Below are 16,267 nucleotides of genomic sequence, written 5' to 3' on the forward strand. Positions count from 1 at the left end.
CCCCCCCGGGGGGTTTGCCCCCGCTCTACACGGGGCCCTTGTTCTGTCGCGCGGGCCACCGCCGGGCGGGGCTTTCCCGGGCAGGCCCCAGCGGGGCTTTGCCCCGCTCTACATGGTCAGGCGGCGGGCGTAAAGGTCAGCGCGCCTACCACGCCACGCTCGTCGCCCGGGCGGATGCTGACCTGCCAACCATAGAGTGCGCACAGCCGGCTGACGATGGACAGGCCGATGCCGCCGCCCTGCGAATGGCCGGCGTGGGTACCGCGGTAACCACGCTGGAACAGGCTGGCCGCATCCTTCTCGCTCAGCCCGGGGCCGGTGTCGATCACCTCGACCGCATCGTCCAGCACCCGTACCCGCACCTGGCCTTCCTGCGTGTACTTCACCGCGTTGCCGATCAGGTTACCCAGCGCCACCGACAGGGCCGCTTCCGGGGCATCGATGACCAGGTCGCGCCCGCCTTCGAGCACCAGTTCCAACGGCTTGCCGCCAAGCTGGGCACGATGCGCCTCAAGCAGCTGCTCGGCGACCTTGGCGACATTGCTGCTGCCCTGCCCGCGTTCGTTGCGCGACAGCAGCAGCAGCGAGCCGATCAGGTCGCTGCATTGTTGCTCGGCGCGCTGGATGCGCTGCAGCCGTTGCAGCATCTTTTCGTCGAGGCCCGGGCGCGCAAGCAGCAGTTCCGTCGCACCACGGATGACCGCCAGCGGCGTGCGCAGCTCATGGCTCACGTCCGCGTTGAATTCGCGGTCACGCTGCACCACTTCGGTCAGGCGCGCCGAATAGTCGTCCAGCGCCTCGGCCAACTGCCCCACCTCATCATCGGGAAAACGCGGCGCAAGAGGCTCGGGATGTGTTGTGCCGCCGCGATAGGCGCGCAGGCGCTTGGCCAAATCCGACACCGGCCGCATTACACGCGAAGCCGACCACCAGCCCAAAATCCAAGACAGCACGCTGAAGACAATAACCGACAGGAACAGCGCCTGCTTGAGTTGCTGCTCACCGCGAATGCTGTCGGTCATATCGTAGGCAAGGAAGAACCATGCTTCCGGTGTTTTTCTTACTGCCAATTTGTACGAGAACCGCTGCCCGCCTTCATCGGCCCCTGAAAGATTGTGGATGCCGTCCTTGAACTCGTACCAATCCGGCTCCTCGGCCCGCAGCGCCTCGAATTTATCGGGCTTCACCGCGCGTGCGTACATCTGCTTAACCGGCCAGGTCGCGTTCCGGCTGGGGTCGAGGGAATACCGCTTTGCATACTCGTCGATGTTCCGATTCATCACCTCTTCGACGAGTTGATTCTCTACGCGGACCCGCGCCCAATTGGTGGCGAACGCGAACAACGCCGTCAGGCAGAAGCCCAACAGCACGAACGAGACGATGATGCGGCTGCGCAGGCGGCGACGGTAGCGCCCCTGCTTGCGGACGACCGCAGGCGACGCGTTTTCAGGCATCGGGAGCGGCGATCCGGTATCCGATGCCGTGGCGGGTCTGGATCATCGGCGCGTTGAACGGCTTGTCCACCACGGCGCGCAGGCCGTGGATGTGCACGCGCAGGGAATCCGAATCGGGCAACTCCTCGCCCCACACGCGGGTTTCCAGCTCCTGCCGGGTGACCACTGCGGGCGAGGCCTCCATCAGCGCCTGCAGGATCTTCAGCGCGGTCGGGTTGAGCTGCAGCAGCTTGCCCTGGCGCCGCACTTCCAGCGTGTCCAGGTTGTATTCCAGGTCGCCGGTTTCCAGCACGCGGGTGTGGCCACCCTTGCCGCGGCGCGACAGCGCGTTGAGCCGCACCTCGACTTCCTGCAGCGCGAACGGCTTGATCAGATAGTCGTCGGCGCCGGAATCGAAACCGGCGAGCTTGTTGTCCAGCGAGTCGCGCGCGGTGAGCATCAGCACCGGCGTCTGCTTGCGCGCGTCGTTGCGCAGCTTGCGGCAGACCTCGATGCCGTCCATGCCCGGCAGGTTGAGGTCGAGCACGATCGCGTCGAAATCGTGCACCACCGCCAGATGCAGGCCGGTCACGCCATCGGCGGCGAAATCCACCGTGTGTCCGCGATCTTCGAGATAGTCGCCCAGGTTGGCCGCGATGTCGCTGTTGTCTTCAATTACAAGAATGCGCACTGGGACCTCTGTCTTTTTCCGAAGGATTCAGCATATCCGGCTCACGGGCAGGATGGTTGCCAGCCCTCATCACTCCGAGCGGGCACCGCACCTCTCATTCACGGTTCGGCCCATGCCGGCAGCCGATCCACAGCCGCGTTCACGATGATCGCGGCATGTATGAATCCCTCCCCTTGCGGGACGATGCTTCAGTTGCTGATCGGTTCCTGCGATGGCTTGAGATGACGCAACACATCCGTTCCGTCCTCGCGCGCCTGACGACGAGCGGCCACAGTGATACAGATGTTCTGCGGCCGGTTGCTGCCCACCGGGCGCTCACGACGACAGATGAGGCGACTGTCTTCACGTGCTTGGGTCAGGAGGGTATTGACCAGATCCTGATCATTGAAGACCGCGATCTTGTCCTTGTCCGGAATGTGGGTGTGCTCGCCATTCCCCAGCAGCCTGTCGATGCGCCCCAGCGCTTCGACCACGCGGCCACGATTCTCGGCGCTAATCTCGCTGTAGATCTCTCCTCCCTGCAGATCGCTCATGATGCGCTGCCGCTGCTCCACATACGGTTTTCCTTCCGTCAGCGGCTTTTCCACCGCAGGTGCCGCGGTCGCGGACATCATCGGAAAGGCAATCAGGGCGGCGTAAAGCAACTTGCGGTTCATCGGTTCAACTTCCTGTCTGGTTATCTTTTGGACTCTAGCGCGCAGCTTCGAAGTCAACAAGTGGTAAAAAACAAGGCCCTGGCGCACGAACGCCAGGGCCTGAAGATTCCCGATCACCGGACCCGCTGAGGAGGGCTGGTCGCAGTGGAACAAGCCTATGACCCCCGGAATTAAAGGTCCGTTAAAACCTTGCAAGCAATTCGGAATACCCGCTCAGCGTTTCAGATTCGCCACGTAGTCGATCATCCGGCCGGCGATGTCGCCGCCGGATACGCTCTCGATCCCTTCCAGCCCGGGGGTGGAGTTCACCTCCAGCACCAGCGGCCCGCGCCGGGAACGGATCATGTCCACGCCGGCGATGCCCAGCCCCAGGGCCTTGGCCGAGCGCACCGCGACCTGCTGTTCAGCCTTGCTGCAGGCCACCGGCTCGGCGCTGCCACCGGCATGCAGGTTGGAGCGGAACTCGCCCTCCTGGGCCTGGCGGCGCATGGTCGCCACCACCTGGTCGCCCACGACCAGGCAGCGCAGGTCGGCCCCCTGCGCCTCGGCGATGAATTCCTGGACCAGGAAATTGGCGTACAGGCCGCGCAGCGCCTCCACCGTCCCCCGCGAGGCGCTCAGTTTCTCGGTGAGGATCACGCCCCGGCCCTGCGTGCCTTCGCTGAGCTTCACCACGTGCGGCGGCGCCCCCAACATGGACAGGAGGTCGTCGGTGTCGTCCGGGTTGTCGCCGAACACCGTCACCGGCATGTCGATGCCCTTGGCGGCAAGGATCTGGTGCGCGCGCAGTTTGTCGCGCGCGCGCAGGATCGCATCGGACGGATTGGGCGTGCGTGCGCCCATCATCTCGAACTGGCGCAGCACGGCGGTGCCGTAGCGGGTGATGGAGGCGCCGATGCGTGGGATCACCGCGTCGATGCCGGTCAGCGGCCTGCCCTTGTAATGCATGCTGAAATCGCCCGCGGTGATGCGCATGTAGCAGCGCAGCGGGTCGAGGATGCGGACCGTATGGCCGCGCGCACGCGCTGCTTCGACCAGGCGGCGGGTCGAGTAGAGCTTGCTGTTGCGGGAAAGAATGGCGAGCTTCATCGCAGGGCCTGGAAGACAGGCGGGCACATCACGCCCTGCCCTTGCCTGACGCCTCAGTGCCTGCGCGGCACCTGGAAGATGGAGCGGGTGATGGGAACATCATCGTGTTCCCAACTCGTTGATTGATAACGAGTTTTCCGCACTCGGCGAACCGAGATGGACATAATTATGGACTGAAAAACCACGCTTGGTCAACGCGCGCTCCGAGCAAGTCCAGTGCGAGCCATGGACAGCCAGCAGTAGCCAATGTACCCGAGCGCTCAACGTCACGAGGCCGGTTCATCTCCCTTTGGCAGGAACTCCTCGCGGGCGCGCTGCAGAAACCGCTTCATGGGCTCAGAGGGTTCGGCGCTGCGGCGCAGCAGGTAGGTGGACAGCATGGGCGGCGTGCCGGCCAAGGGGCGAACGGTTATGTCGGGGCGGTTCAGGGTCTGCACCTGCGAGGCAATGGCGAAACCTAGGCCATAACCGGCACCGACCAGAGTCAGCATCACGCCTAGGCTCGTCACCTGATCTACCAGCTTGAGCGGCTTGGACGCACCTTGAAGCACCGCCTGGATCTGGTGGTGGCAGCCCGATCCCGCGTCCGGATGGCACAGTACCAACGGAAACTTCAAGGCTTCATCCAATGGCACTTCCGCGTGCGCCAACAAGGGGTGGCGCACGGGCACGATCACCGACAGAGGATCGGTCCACACGGGCTCGGCGACAAGGCCTTCGCTCACCGCGTCCGACAGCGCAAAACCGATGTCCAGCAGATCGTTGTGCAGGCCCTTGAGCTGCTGCGCGAAAGGCAGCTCGAAGACGCGAATCTCCAGTTCGGGCTCTTCCTCGCGGCTGCGCGCCAGCAAGGTGGCAATGTGGGGCTGCGCCAAGCTGTCGCAGATGGCGATGCGCAGATAACCCTGATAGCCCTGCGCCGCCGCCTTTGCGGCACTCACCGCCTGCTCCACGGTGGCCAGCACGCGCCGGCACTCACCGAGGAACACTTGACCGGCCCAGGTCAGTCGCGTCTGGTGCGCGCTGCGGTCGAACAACTGCACGCCGAGCGTGGCTTCGAGATTTCGCATTGCGCGCGACACAGGCGATTGTTCTACGCCAAGGCGCTCGGCCGCTCGCGCGAAATGCAGTTCTTCCGCGACCGCAACGAAATAGCGCAGTAGTCTGAGTTCCAATGCGGCCTCCTGTTTGCCTCGTTCCTGGCCTGCGTCCACCTCATGCGGATTGCGCCTCGCTTTCTCCTTCGATGATTGGCAAGAGGTTCCGGCGTTGCATGCTTGCCTATTCGGATAGGCAGATCGCATCCGAAAATTACGGAGGTTGAGGCGGAACGCTACCTGGCCGAAGACCTGAGAACCTCAATCGCCGCGACGCTGCACTACCGCCTGATCCACAGGTTCAGTTCAATCAATTCCCGGGTTGCAGCTCCACACGCACCTCGCGCGATTTGCCGGCCCGCTCCACTGACAAGACCACCACATCGCCGACCTTCCTGTCGTCTAGCCGCGCGAGCAGCTTGGCCACATCGTCCGTCGCCTGGCCATCAACATCGATGATGCGGTCGCCCGGCACGATGCCTTGCGGCGTGACTTCGACACCCGCGAGGCCGGCCTTGTGCGCTGCCGAACCAGGGGTAACACGCAACACGAACACGCCCTTGCTTCCAGTCAGCGCCAGCAGGCGCTGATTGAGCTGTTCGTCCACCTCAATGCCCAGCGCCGGACGGATGTACTTACCGGTCTTGATGAGTTGCGGGACTACGCGCATGACGGTGTCCACCGGCACGGCGAAACCAATCCCGGCCGAGGCGCCGGAGGGGCTATAGATCGCCGTGTTGATGCCGATGAGCCTTCCTGCCGAATCGAGCAGCGGCCCACCGGAGTTGCCAGGGTTGATGGCGGCGTCGGTCTGGATCAGGTGATCGATGGCCGGGCCGCCCGCTTCTCCGGGTAACGAGCGGTCGAGCGCGGAGACGATGCCGGTGGTGAGCGTCCAGTCCAGGCCGAAGGGGTTGCCGATAGCGAACACCTTCTGACCCACCTTGAGGTCGGCACTGGTGCCGACCGGCACGGCCGGCGGGCGCTTGAAACCGACGCCGATCTTGAGCACAGCGATGTCGTGCGCGGGGCTCGTCCCCACCAGTGCGGCCTGGTAGTCGCGGCCGTCGGCCAGTTTGACGGTGGCTTCGGACGCGCCCTGGATGACGTGGAAGTTAGTGACGACGTGGCCGGCGTCGTCCCAGATGAAGCCCGAGCCAGTGCCGCGCGGCACGGAGAAGACGTTGCGCGTCCAGACATCGCGTACCAATTGTGCGGTAGTGATGTAGACCACCGAGGCGCGCGATTTCTCGAACAGTTCGATGGTGGCTTTCTCGTCCGCCGCCAGATCGCCACGCGCCGTCACAGTGCGTTCTGCCGCCTCGCGCGGACTGAACCAGGCCTCGATGGCGGGCAGGAACTGCCACAGCAGCATGAGCGCGGCAATACAGGCGGTGATGAAGAGCCAGCGCCGGACGAAGTGGTCCGGCGCGGGACGTTGGTACGGGTCGGGGTAGGCCATGAGAAGTCTCCTGTTGATAGGCAATCAGCGCCACAGCCCGCTCGGGCGCCAGCGCGGTGGGCGCGGCGTCAAAGCGGATTCCGGCAAGAAATGGGGCGCGTGGAGTGGCAACGCTGATGCTGGCCCAGGCGCCAACGTCAGTAGGCGTGAGATGCGTTCTTGCGTGGCCGGATGCGTGCGCAACCAGGAGGGTTCGGGATTGCCCCATCCCGGCCACAACCAGGCGCGCCAGGAGCGGCTGACCCGCTCGATTTTCGCCAGCGCGGACGCAAGCCCCTGCGGGTCGCCAGTCAGTTCCGCAGCGAGGCGGTCAGCGTCGAACTCACGCACGCGAGACAAGCCGAGCTGTGCGAGCAGGGCCAGCTGGGGCGATGCGGCCAATAACAATAAACCAGGCCAATAGACCTCCGCCGCGCCAACCAGCAGCGCGGGCAGGCTCAGCAGGATCGCGATCTGTCCCATAAGGGCCAGTAGGCTCGTGAAGCGACTGACGGAATCCGCCAGCCCCATGACGCGCAGATCCTCACTGGCGATGTGCGCGATCTCGTGCGCGAGCACACCCGCCAGCTCGCGTGGGCTCAGGCGGCGCAGCAGGCCATCGGTGAGGGCGATCGATGCCTCCTGCTTCGATCCGGTGGCGAAGGCGTTGACGACGGCACTGGGCACGTAGTGCGGCACCGGCGTTGCGGGCAAACCGGCACGGACGGACAGCTCGTGCAACAGGGCCCAAATTTCCGGGGCTTCGTGTGGGTGCAGCGCCCGGGCGCGGTATAGGCGCAAGGTCAAGGCGGATGCGGCTGCCGGTTCCAGCAGCAGCGTGCCTGCAACGGCAAACAGCGCGAGCCACAGGTCGCTTTCCCCGAACAGCAGGCTTCCTGCGGCGGCTGCGATCCCGACCAGGGTCAGGACCAACAGCCCGGTCTGCAGGCGGTTGAGCCAGCGGTGTTGCAACAACGCCGCGCGCGGGTCACTGGGATGATGACGGGTCATGCTCAGATGTCTCGGCGGCGCGGTCGTCGCGCTCGCGCAGCAGCCAGTAAGTGGCACCAAGCGCCAGCGTGGCGCCTGCAAGCGCGGCGATCTTGCCAGGGCTCGCCTCGGGGTCGAGGATCACGAACTTGCGCGCCAGCGCGATCAGGCCGATGAGGATCACGGTCTTGACCTGGATGATGCTGTCCCGACGCAGCGCCACGCGCACGATGGAATGCTTGAACTCCATCGCGATCAAGAGCGTCATGATCATGCCGAACACACTCTGGAATACCTTGTGATCCAGGGGATTGAAGGCATCGAGAACCAGCAGCGTGAAGACGATGGAGATGAGCTGGAACAGCGACACCACGATGATGACGGCAATCACCGCCGACAGCACGAGCGCGACGACCTGCTCGAAGCGCTCGTAAAAACTCATGATGGCCAATTGGTCGCGCAAGACCTGAAATGGGTTAAGGCGTGTTGATTTCATGACGATGAACTCCCTGGAAAACGGCTGCTGTCGAGACGGCGGCGCATTGCGCTGATGTGTCCTTCAATCAGCTCGGTCGACATGCCAAGCGTCGACATCACCTGTTCCGCCAGCCCAATAGCTGCGGCAAAGGATTGCTGGTACACGCGCACGTTGGGCATGGCGCGAAATGCATCGGCCGCGGTCGTACTTCTGCATGACACCCACAAGGTCAGCGCCGGACGGCGCTCGGCAATCGCCTGGGCGATGCGCAACGCTTGCTGGGCATGGGCGAACGTCAGCACCACCATGTGCGCATGCGTCAAGCCGGCAGCCAGCAAGGTATCGGGCCGACTGGCATCGCCATGGAACACCGGCGCGCCGGCGGCACGCGCGGCCTCGACCTTCTGCGCGTCCGCCTCCAGCAGCAGATGCGCCACGCCGGCGTGGCGAAGAATCTCGCTGACTGTCAGGCCAAGCTCGCCCGCGCCGCAAACGATGACATGGTCTCGATATCGCGCTGTCTGCGCGGTGATCTCAACTTCTTCAGCCTGGGGTGGCTGAATGACGCCGCCGGTGCGGCTCAAGAACCGGGCAAGTACATCGTGATGGCGGATCAGTAGCGGTGCCAGGGCCATGCTGAGCACCAGCGCGACCAGCATGGGTTGTACGACGGTCGCGGGGATCAGATGCTGCTGCAAGACCATGCCCAACAACAGCAGGGCGAACTCGCCGCCATGCCCCAACGCTATGCCCGTGCGCCAGGCATCGAGGGCGGACAAGCGCGTCGCCCGCAAGGCCAGGGTGTTGAGCCCGATCTTGACCGGTACCAGCACTGCCAGCCACGCCAACACCGTCAGCGGTGCCGAAAGAATCTGTGCTCCGTCCAGCTGCAGGCCGACAGTCACGAAGAACACCCCCGACAACACATCGCGAAACGGTTTGAGGTGGTTTTCCATGTGGTGCCGGACGTCGCTCTCGCCCAGCACCATCCCGGCCAGAAACGCGCCCAGGGCGGCGGATACGCCGACGGCGTGCGCAGCGGCGGCCGCGGCCACGACCACACACAAGGAGGCGAGCATGAACGCTTCCTCATGACCTTGGCGAGCCACCCAGCCCAGCAGGCCATGCAACAGACGGCGCGAAGCAACCGCCGCTGCTGCGAACAACACCAGCACGCCCAACACTTCGAGCAGCATGCTCTCGACCTTCGGCGACTCGCCGCGCGCCCAGATCGCCAGCAAGGCCAGCAGGGGCACGCTGGCCAGATCCTGAAAGACCAGCACGGCGATGACACTGCGGCCGTGGCGGGTGGTGAGCTCGCCTTGGTCGGCCAGTTGTCGGCTGACCAGCGCCGTGGACGACATGGCCGCCGCAGTGCCGAGCAGCGCAGCGCTCTGAGCTGGCTGCCCCAAACCCATCAGCATCAGGGTCAGAGGTGCGGCCACAACGACCATCTGCAAACTGCCAGCCACCAGTACGGTCTTGCGAGTGAGCCAAAAGTGCCCGAGGGAGAATTCCAGTCCGACCATGAACAGCAGCAGCGCCACTCCCAGCTCGGACAGAAAATCAAGCGCTTCTCCCGGCGCGATCACGCCGGTGACTGAGGGGCCCAGTAAGGCGCCGACGGCGAGGTAACCCAGCAAGGCGGGCACTCTGAGCGCAGCCGTCACCACAGCCGCCAGACTGCACGCCGCCAGCAGACTCAGCGTAACGCCCAGCAGGCCCTGCATCGGTCAGCGCCCAAGCTGTGCCGATACCCAGCGCACGATGTCCTGCACGCCCATGGCGCCGGCCTGACGGGCGATCTCACGTCCCCCCTGGAACAGGGCCAGTGTCGGGATGCTGCGGATACCGAACTGCGCGGCCAGGTGGGGCTCAGCCTCGGTATTCACCTTCGCCAGCCGGATCCTGGGTTCGAGCTGGTGCGCCGCTTGCTGGAACTGCGGGGCCATCATCTTGCACGGCCCGCACCATGGCGCCCAGAAATCGACCAGCAGCGGCAAATCGCTGCGCTCCACGTGGCGCGAGAACGTCGCCGTGGTCAACTCGATGGGCTCGCCCGTGAACAAGGGCTGCTGGCAGCGGCCGCAGTTGGGATGTTCCGATAGCTTCGCAGTCGGTACGCGGTTGATGGACTGGCAATGCGGACAGACGAGGTGAAGATCATTCTTCATGGTTCGCCTCCTTGGACCACAGTGAGGCTGCCGCGCTTCGGGTCACAGACAATGCCGACCAATCAACGCCTTGGAGCCAATCGTTCCCGTCTTTGCTTACTCCGGCCTCTTCCAAATGAGCAGCGATGAACGCTTCGGCCTGCATGAGCCACCTTTGGACAGTATCTTCCTTACTAGGAATCAGCAGGATTTCAGAGACGCTGCTGGCATCCAGCCCGTCCACACGGATAAGCAGAAAAATGCGCCGCCACAAACGCGGCATGTCCTTCAGCAGGTCGAATGCAAAAGCGAACTCGCTCGACCGATCAATCAGCTCCTCCTGTTCCGCGATCGTTGCGGCATCGGGATGCTGACTGCCAGCGAACATATCGGCCAGCTTGAGTGTGTCATCGGGCTGATAAAATTCGAAGATTTCCTCTTCCACCATGGCCTCGGCGACGTCTTGGGCATCCGGTTCGACCGGCGCGTCCAGAGAAACGAATTCGCCAAATTGCCGGCTGCTTGCCACTTCGTTATCCAGGACGGCGAACAGATGCTTCAAAAGACCGGTGTAAGCCTCTTTTTCCCCCGCCACGGATTGCCATTCCACCTCAGCTCGGACAATCGCTTCATCCACCACGTCGCGCAGCGTCGGATAATCGCGCGGTAAATCGCCGACGGCCCGCAGATAAGCCAGCTCACGCCTTGCGACAGCCTCAAGTTTCGACAGTAGAGGCATTCGGGTCACCTCGCCCTCATGGGCGGCTGATGCGGGTTTTGCGGCAATCCGCACCTTGAGCTCGCGCAAGCGCTCGCGTCGTGCTTTGCGCTTGATTTGATCCTGAGCATGCAGTCGGTCAAAATGCTTCTTGGCCTGACGGAACAACGACTGTGCGAGCATCTGCGCGAGGGGCGTCAGCTCGTCATGTGATGCAGTAACGCTGACAATCTTTTTGCCGGGCAGGTGCATATAGCCACTGGCCAGAAATTGCCGCTTGATCTTGTCGCGATCAAGGACGATTTGAAGTCGCACTGAATGTTTAGTGTGTTTGTCGAGCAATGGCTTGAGGGCGTGCTCGATCACATTTCCCAAAGCTCTCTGCCAAGGTTCATGAAACTCTTTGTCGATAGCTCGATAGCTATATTGCATCTGCATGTATGACTCCTTCGATGTCATTTCTATGGAGGTATGAATCGAGGATGCTCATATCCATAGAATTTAGTTTGACCCGCTCTTATACCTGGCGCGTTTTGCGAAGACGCCAACTCAAGAACAAAAGCGTGACACCATAGACTGCCGCATAGAAGCCCAACAGCCAGCCTGCGGCCAGGAATGACTCGACCGGACGGGAAAAAAATATCCACAAGACGATAGCGCCAAGGACAATCGAGAGCAGTCCACTGAAGGCAAGCCAAATTTCACCCTTGATTTCTTGACGCAGCCGAACGGCGGCGGATATCTCCAGCACACCGGTGAAAATCGCCCAGAAGCCCACGCTAGCCCATAAAAAAGAAGCCAAGACTATCGTGGCGACCCAAGGAGCAACCAGGACGACGACGCCCGTAAGTATGCCGACAATGCCGCTGAACAGCAGCCAGCCCCAGCGCTCTTTTTTCTGGATATGGCGCACCGCTGCAACCAAGTTGAAAGCGCCATTGACCAAGGAAAATGCGCCGAACATGATGGTCATGGCCAACAGAGCCGATTGTGGCATCCAGAACGCAAGGGCTGCAAAAATCAATGCCAAGACACCGCGCAGCACAAAAAGCCACCAATTTTGGCTCAGCGAACACAGTGCTTTGGTGGGGTCATCCGCATTGGAATTAGCGATGGTGTCTGTGTTCATGCAATATCTCCTAAAGACCTATACAAAATAAAAAATCAAACACTCATGGGACAAGAGAGGGGCGCGACGCGCCCCTCTTAGGCCCTATCCAGCGGTTTCAGAACAACTTGGACAGTTTTGCCTTGATTTCATCGAGCCAGCCTTTTCCGCCGCCTCCCCCAGCCGTCTTTTGCTTGACTTTCTTGAGTTCAGCATACAGGGGCTCAAAGTCCTTCTTCTTTCCATAGCCCAGCAGTTCTGCCATTTCCAACTGCTGCCGCGCTTCGTTCAATAATGTCTCCAGGCGCTCATTGGACGCTTCGCTCCGCTGACCATCTTCTACCAAGGTCTCGGCGCGCTTCAGGAGCAGCTTCGCACGCAGGACGGGCAGCGGAAGCACGCTGCGCTCCTCGACCAGCGTGCTGAGCGCTGACTGCAGCGCGGCTTTGGCTTCTTCGATCTTGCCCTGATCGATCAGCGGCACGACTGACTTCACGGCTGCGGGATAGGACGCCAGAGGGATGTTGGTGACCGCGATCACGATTTCACTGGCCAGCAAAGCCAGCACGTGACGTGCCCGTTGCACCTCGCCATGTTTGAGGGCATCCAGCGCCTCGTCGGTCATCGCCTCAATGGTTTCCGTGTTGGCGAACAAGTCGTGCACGATGGTGCGCACATCAACGGGGGCCAGGGCGAGCGTGGGTTCGCGCGCAACGATCAGCTCCAGCTTTCCCGTCACTTCGGCCAGCGTTGCCAATGCGCGTGCAGCGTCCTTGCCGTCAAGTGCGGCCAGCGCTGATTTGGTCAGCGACAAGGCCGAGACTGCCTCATCGAGGACTTGTTTACGTTTGTCTGCCGCCTGCGAGTCCGTTTCCTTCTGAACCTCAGGCTGTACCTCCGTGACGACTTCAGCCTTGGCCTCTGGACTGACAGGAAGGCTGCTTACCGCGGCCTGTTCGTTTATTTCTTTGTTCGTCGCATTGGGATTCGATGTTTGCTCATTCATGGTGATATGCCTCGTGTGAGTTAGTGAAAATAGGCGAATCTATTGGGGCTGACTGCGAACATCGCGAGACTGACCGACCGAACAGTCGGCCCCTTCATCATCTCAAAACAGCTTTTGGAGGCGCGTCTTCAACTCGTCGAACCATCCCTTGCCGCTTTTGCCACCAGCCGACTTTTGCTCAATGGACTTCACATGATCGAAGATGGGTTTGAAATCCGCCTTCTTGCCATAACCCAGGATCTGCGCCATCTCGATCTCCGTGCGCACGGACGACAGCAAGGTGCTGAGCTCCTCGTTCTGCTTGGCATCGCGCTTGTCGGTCTCGGCCAGCTTTTCAGCTTTTGCCATCGCGGCTTCAGCCCGTAGCACGGGCAGAGGAAAGGCGACCGAGGTCACCACCAGCGTGTTCAGTGCTCGGGCGAGTTCCGCCTTGGCGTCGTCGATCTTGCCGCTGTCGATGAGCCGTGCGGCCGACTTCATCGCTGCCGGGTACGTTGCCATCGGCAGGTTGCCGGTTTCGATCACGATTTCGCTGGCCAGATTGGCGACGATGGGCCGGGCCTTTTGCACCTCGCCATCACCCAACAACTCCCGAGACAACTTGACCGCCTTCTTCACCGATTCCACGTTGGCGTGGATATCGTGGGTGATGACGCGTACATCGACCGGCGCCAAAGCAAGTTTGGCGTCGCGTGCCAATACCAGTTCCAGCTTTCCGCTGGCCAGTTCCAGCGCAGCGAGCGCCTCCTTGGTCTTCTTTGCATCAAGGAGTGTCAAAGCCTCCTGGGTCTTGGTGAGCGCCGTGATGGCGTCCTGAGTGAGCTCAGCACGCTTTTTTTCGGCTTCCCGGGCGGCCTTGTCATCTACCTGTGGCTGCGCTGCCTTGGATGCGGCAGAGGGTGCTGCAGCACCTGGGCTAGAACCTGCCGCCGATTGGGCCTGAGCCGGTCCGCTCAGTCCGACGACGACCGCCAGGGCAAGTGCGGAGAAGGTGTATTGTGGCTGTTTGATATTCATGATCATGGGCTCCTAATAAAGGTTAGCTGACTGAGATTTCAATCTGTTTCGGTTTGGCTTGCTCGGCCTTGACAAGCCGCACTTCCAGCACGCCGTCTTTCATGGAAGCCGTCACCTTGGTCGGATCAACGTTGTCAGGCAAGACAAAGCTGCGCACAAAGCGGCCATACGCACGTTCGATGCGGTGGAACTTCTTGCCCTGCTCCTCTTTTTCCAGTTTGCGCTCGCCGCTGATGGTGAGCACACCGTTTTCCGCGCTGACGCGCACGGCATCCTTGGGGACCTCCGGCAGATCCAGCTTGAGGAGGAATGCGTTCTCATCCTCGCTGATGTCCGCCATTGGTGCCCAGTCCGCCGTGGTCATGGCTTCGTTGCCGGTACGGGCGCCCTGTCGCTGGGGTATTCGTCCGAACATCGTCGCCAGGCGGTTTTGCAATTCATCCAGTTCCCGGAAGGGGTCCCACGGAGTCAATGCAGACATATCGGTTCTCCTTGAACAATGCCGGCGAATTGGATGACGCACCGAACAGAGCCGCCGGCTTACTCTGAATGGCACCTACTACTGTTTTCAGTTCCGAACAAGTCCTTGAGTCAATTGACGGATATCGCTTTCGTCGAGCGTTTCCCGCGCCAGCAGTTCGCGCGCACAACGCTCCAGCACCGCGCGGTTGGTGTCGAGGATCCGGTAGGCGCGCTCGAACACGCCCATCACGATGTCGCGGATGGCCTGATCGATGCGCGCCTGGGTCGATTCGGCCACCCGGCAGCCGCCTTGGGCCAGTTCCGGTGAATCGAGAAAGCGTGGCCGCTGCGCCTCGAAGGCGATGTAGCCCAGTCCTTCGTCCATGCCAAAGCGGGTGATCATGTCGCGGGCGATGTCGGTGGCTCGCGCCAGATCGTCCGCCGCCCCGGTAGACAACTCGCCGAACACCAGCTTTTCGGCGGCACGCCCGCCCAGCAGTACGGCGATCTTGTGCTCGAGATCGGTACGCGTCATCAGGAAGCGGTCTTCGGTGGGGCGCTGCAAGGTGTAGCCCAGCGCGCCGATGCCGCGCGGGATGATCGAGATCTTGTGCACGGGGTCGGTGCCGGGCAGCGCCAGCGCCACCAGCGCATGGCCCATCTCGTGATAGGCCACGGTTTCCCGCTCCTTGGGATTGAGTACTCGGTTCTTCTTCTCCAGGCCCGCCACGATGCGCTCGATGGCGGCGGTGAAATCCTGCAACTCCACGGCGGACGCTTTGCGCCGGGTCGCGGCCAGCGCGGCCTCGTTGACCAGGTTCGCGAGGTCTGCACCCGAAAAGCCCGTGGTCAGCGCAGCCACCTGTTCGAGATCGATATCCTGAGCCAGCGTCACCTTCTTGACGTGGACTTTCAGGATGTCCAGCCGTCCCTTCTTGTCGGGCCGGTCCACCAGCACCTGGCGGTCGAAGCGGCCGGCGCGCAGCAGCGCCTGGTCGAGGATTTCGGGGCGGTTGGTGGCGGCGAGGATGATCAGCCCCACCGAGCTGTCGAAGCCGTCCATCTCGGTGAGCAGCTGGTTGAGCGTCTGCTCACGCTCGTCGTGGCCGCCGATGGGCCCGCCGACGCCGCGTGCACGGCCCAGCGCGTCGAGTTCATCGATGAAGATGATGGCCGGCGCCTGCCCGCGCGCCTGCTCGAACAGGTCGCGCACGCGCGCCGCGCCCACGCCGACAAACATCTCGACGAACTCCGAGCCGGAGATAGAGAAGAACGGTACCCCGGCCTCGCCCGCCACGGCCTTGGCCAGCAGGGTCTTGCCCGTGCCGGGCGGGCCAACCAGCAACACACCTTTCGGGATGCGCGCGCCGAGGCGGCCGTAATCCTGCGGGTTCTTCAGGAAGTCGACGATTTCGACCAGCTCGGCCTTGGCCTCATCGACACCAGCGACATCGGCAAAGGTCACGCCAGTGTTCTTCTCCATGAACACCTTGGCGCGGCTCTTGCCGATGCTCAGGAAGCCGCCCATGCCCTGCTTCTCGGCGAAGCGGCGGAACAGGAAGAACCAGACGCCGAAGAAGGCCACCGCCGGCAGAATCCAGGAGAGCACATCACGTAGCCAGGTGCTTTCCACCACCCGCGCGTAAGGCACGTCGTACTTGGACAGCCGCTCGGCCAGGTCGGGTTCGACGCGAGTGGCCACGATGGTGGTCTTGCCCCGGCTGTCCGGCGATTTCAGGCGCCCGGTGACCGTGCGGTCCGACACCAGCACTTCGGCGACGCGCCCCTCGGCCAGCGCCTTCTCGAATTCGCTGTAGGGCACGGGCTCGACGGTCTTGGCCGCCTGCCAGTAGTTCTGCAGCGTCAGCAGCAACAGGCCGGCGACGATCCAGTAGCCAATGTTCCATTGATCTTTCTTTTCCATGGGC

The 16,267-nt window shown here is 62.5% G+C and carries 16 protein-coding genes; all 16 read right to left on the bottom strand.

Annotated elements, in window-relative coordinates:
• Positions 1-116: 116 nt before the first annotated feature.
• The 16 genes from QMX80_RS02460 to ftsH all read right to left on the bottom strand — a co-directional run bounded on the left by QMX80_RS02460 (position 117) and on the right by ftsH (position 16,263).
• On the bottom strand, positions 117-1,454 hold the full coding sequence (locus QMX80_RS02460; RefSeq protein WP_282275045.1) for a HAMP domain-containing sensor histidine kinase: 1,338 nt from the start codon (positions 1,452-1,454) through the stop codon (positions 117-119).
• A complete protein-coding gene (locus QMX80_RS02465; RefSeq protein ID WP_054667261.1) occupies positions 1,447-2,124 on the bottom strand; it encodes a response regulator transcription factor in 678 nt (225 codons plus the stop codon). The genes QMX80_RS02460 and QMX80_RS02465 overlap by 8 nt, the downstream gene beginning before the upstream one ends.
• A 188-nt stretch (positions 2,125-2,312) precedes the next feature.
• Entirely contained in the window at positions 2,313-2,780 is a 468-nt protein-coding gene (locus QMX80_RS02470) for a hypothetical protein (RefSeq protein WP_057505332.1), read from the bottom strand.
• Between the two features lie 213 nt (positions 2,781-2,993).
• Complete coding sequence (gene rimK / locus QMX80_RS02475; RefSeq protein ID WP_057505333.1) at positions 2,994-3,869, bottom strand: 30S ribosomal protein S6--L-glutamate ligase; 876 nt, start codon at positions 3,867-3,869, stop codon at positions 2,994-2,996.
• A gap of 266 nt (positions 3,870-4,135) precedes the next feature.
• Positions 4,136-5,044, bottom strand: a complete 909-nt coding sequence (locus QMX80_RS02480) for a LysR family transcriptional regulator (RefSeq protein ID WP_003141085.1) — start codon at positions 5,042-5,044, stop codon at positions 4,136-4,138.
• Positions 5,045-5,276: 232 nt separating this feature from the next.
• The gene (locus QMX80_RS02485) at positions 5,277-6,428 is read right to left on the bottom strand and encodes a trypsin-like peptidase domain-containing protein (protein ID WP_004265443.1); all 1,152 of its coding nucleotides are present in this window, start codon (positions 6,426-6,428) and stop codon (positions 5,277-5,279) included.
• Between the two features lie 24 nt (positions 6,429-6,452).
• On the bottom strand, positions 6,453-7,418 hold the full coding sequence (locus QMX80_RS02490) for a zinc metalloprotease HtpX (RefSeq protein ID WP_016451627.1): 966 nt from the start codon (positions 7,416-7,418) through the stop codon (positions 6,453-6,455).
• Positions 7,396-7,893 carry a heat resistance protein PsiE-GI gene (gene psiE-GI / locus QMX80_RS02495; RefSeq protein ID WP_031329106.1) on the bottom strand — a complete coding sequence of 166 codons (498 nt, stop codon included), beginning with the start codon at positions 7,891-7,893 and terminating at the stop codon, positions 7,396-7,398. The genes QMX80_RS02490 and psiE-GI overlap by 23 nt, the downstream gene beginning before the upstream one ends.
• Positions 7,890-9,605, bottom strand: coding sequence for a heat resistance system K+/H+ antiporter KefB-GI (gene kefB-GI / locus QMX80_RS02500; protein ID WP_049591591.1), 1,716 nt, complete (start codon positions 9,603-9,605; stop codon positions 7,890-7,892). Before kefB-GI ends, psiE-GI begins: the two co-directional genes overlap by 4 nt.
• Positions 9,606-9,608: 3 nt before the next feature.
• Positions 9,609-10,049, bottom strand: coding sequence for a heat resistance system thioredoxin Trx-GI (trx-GI, locus tag QMX80_RS02505; protein ID WP_049591590.1), 441 nt, complete (start codon positions 10,047-10,049; stop codon positions 9,609-9,611).
• Positions 10,039-11,184: a hypothetical protein gene (locus QMX80_RS02510; RefSeq protein WP_049591589.1), complete on the bottom strand. Its 1,146-nt coding sequence runs from the start codon at positions 11,182-11,184 to the stop codon at positions 10,039-10,041. The genes trx-GI and QMX80_RS02510 overlap by 11 nt, the downstream gene beginning before the upstream one ends.
• 79 nt (positions 11,185-11,263) lie before the next feature.
• A complete protein-coding gene (gene hdeD-GI, locus QMX80_RS02515) occupies positions 11,264-11,875 on the bottom strand; it encodes a heat resistance membrane protein HdeD-GI (protein ID WP_049591588.1) in 612 nt (203 codons plus the stop codon).
• A 97-nt stretch (positions 11,876-11,972) separates the two neighbouring features.
• Entirely contained in the window at positions 11,973-12,860 is an 888-nt protein-coding gene (gene yfdX2, locus QMX80_RS02520) for a heat resistance protein YfdX2 (protein ID WP_049591587.1), read from the bottom strand.
• 102 nt (positions 12,861-12,962) lie between these two features.
• A complete protein-coding gene (gene yfdX1 / locus QMX80_RS02525; protein ID WP_049592136.1) occupies positions 12,963-13,877 on the bottom strand; it encodes a heat resistance protein YfdX1 in 915 nt (304 codons plus the stop codon).
• A 22-nt stretch (positions 13,878-13,899) separates the two neighbouring features.
• Positions 13,900-14,358, bottom strand: coding sequence for a small heat shock protein sHSP20-GI (gene hsp20-GI / locus QMX80_RS02530; RefSeq protein WP_049591586.1), 459 nt, complete (start codon positions 14,356-14,358; stop codon positions 13,900-13,902).
• 87 nt (positions 14,359-14,445) lie between these two features.
• The gene (ftsH, locus tag QMX80_RS02535) at positions 14,446-16,263 is read right to left on the bottom strand and encodes an ATP-dependent zinc metalloprotease FtsH (RefSeq protein ID WP_077446922.1); all 1,818 of its coding nucleotides are present in this window, start codon (positions 16,261-16,263) and stop codon (positions 14,446-14,448) included.
• Positions 16,264-16,267 lie beyond the last annotated feature (4 nt).

This window comes from Stenotrophomonas sp. PS02297 (genome assembly GCF_029959705.1).
GTDB lineage: Bacteria > Pseudomonadota > Gammaproteobacteria > Xanthomonadales > Xanthomonadaceae > Stenotrophomonas > Stenotrophomonas nitritireducens.

Coding starts and splice junctions, on each gene's coding strand:
- QMX80_RS02460 (WP_282275045.1), bottom strand. CDS start 1,454: ATGCCTGAAAACGCGTCGCCTGCGGTCGTCCGCAAGCAGGGGCGCTAC.
- QMX80_RS02470 (WP_057505332.1), bottom strand. CDS start 2,780: ATGAACCGCAAGTTGCTTTACGCCGCCCTGATTGCCTTTCCGATGATG.
- rimK (WP_057505333.1), bottom strand. CDS start 3,869: ATGAAGCTCGCCATTCTTTCCCGCAACAGCAAGCTCTACTCGACCCGC.
- QMX80_RS02485 (WP_004265443.1), bottom strand. CDS start 6,428: ATGGCCTACCCCGACCCGTACCAACGTCCCGCGCCGGACCACTTCGTC.
- QMX80_RS02490 (WP_016451627.1), bottom strand. CDS start 7,418: ATGACCCGTCATCATCCCAGTGACCCGCGCGCGGCGTTGTTGCAACAC.
- psiE-GI (WP_031329106.1), bottom strand. CDS start 7,893: ATGAAATCAACACGCCTTAACCCATTTCAGGTCTTGCGCGACCAATTG.
- kefB-GI (WP_049591591.1), bottom strand. CDS start 9,605: ATGCAGGGCCTGCTGGGCGTTACGCTGAGTCTGCTGGCGGCGTGCAGT.
- trx-GI (WP_049591590.1), bottom strand. CDS start 10,049: ATGAAGAATGATCTTCACCTCGTCTGTCCGCATTGCCAGTCCATCAAC.
- QMX80_RS02510 (WP_049591589.1), bottom strand. CDS start 11,184: ATGCAGATGCAATATAGCTATCGAGCTATCGACAAAGAGTTTCATGAA.
- hdeD-GI (WP_049591588.1), bottom strand. CDS start 11,875: ATGAACACAGACACCATCGCTAATTCCAATGCGGATGACCCCACCAAA.
- yfdX2 (WP_049591587.1), bottom strand. CDS start 12,860: ATGAATGAGCAAACATCGAATCCCAATGCGACGAACAAAGAAATAAAC.
- yfdX1 (WP_049592136.1), bottom strand. CDS start 13,877: ATGAATATCAAACAGCCACAATACACCTTCTCCGCACTTGCCCTGGCG.
- hsp20-GI (WP_049591586.1), bottom strand. CDS start 14,358: ATGTCTGCATTGACTCCGTGGGACCCCTTCCGGGAACTGGATGAATTG.
- ftsH (WP_077446922.1), bottom strand. CDS start 16,263: ATGGAAAAGAAAGATCAATGGAACATTGGCTACTGGATCGTCGCCGGC.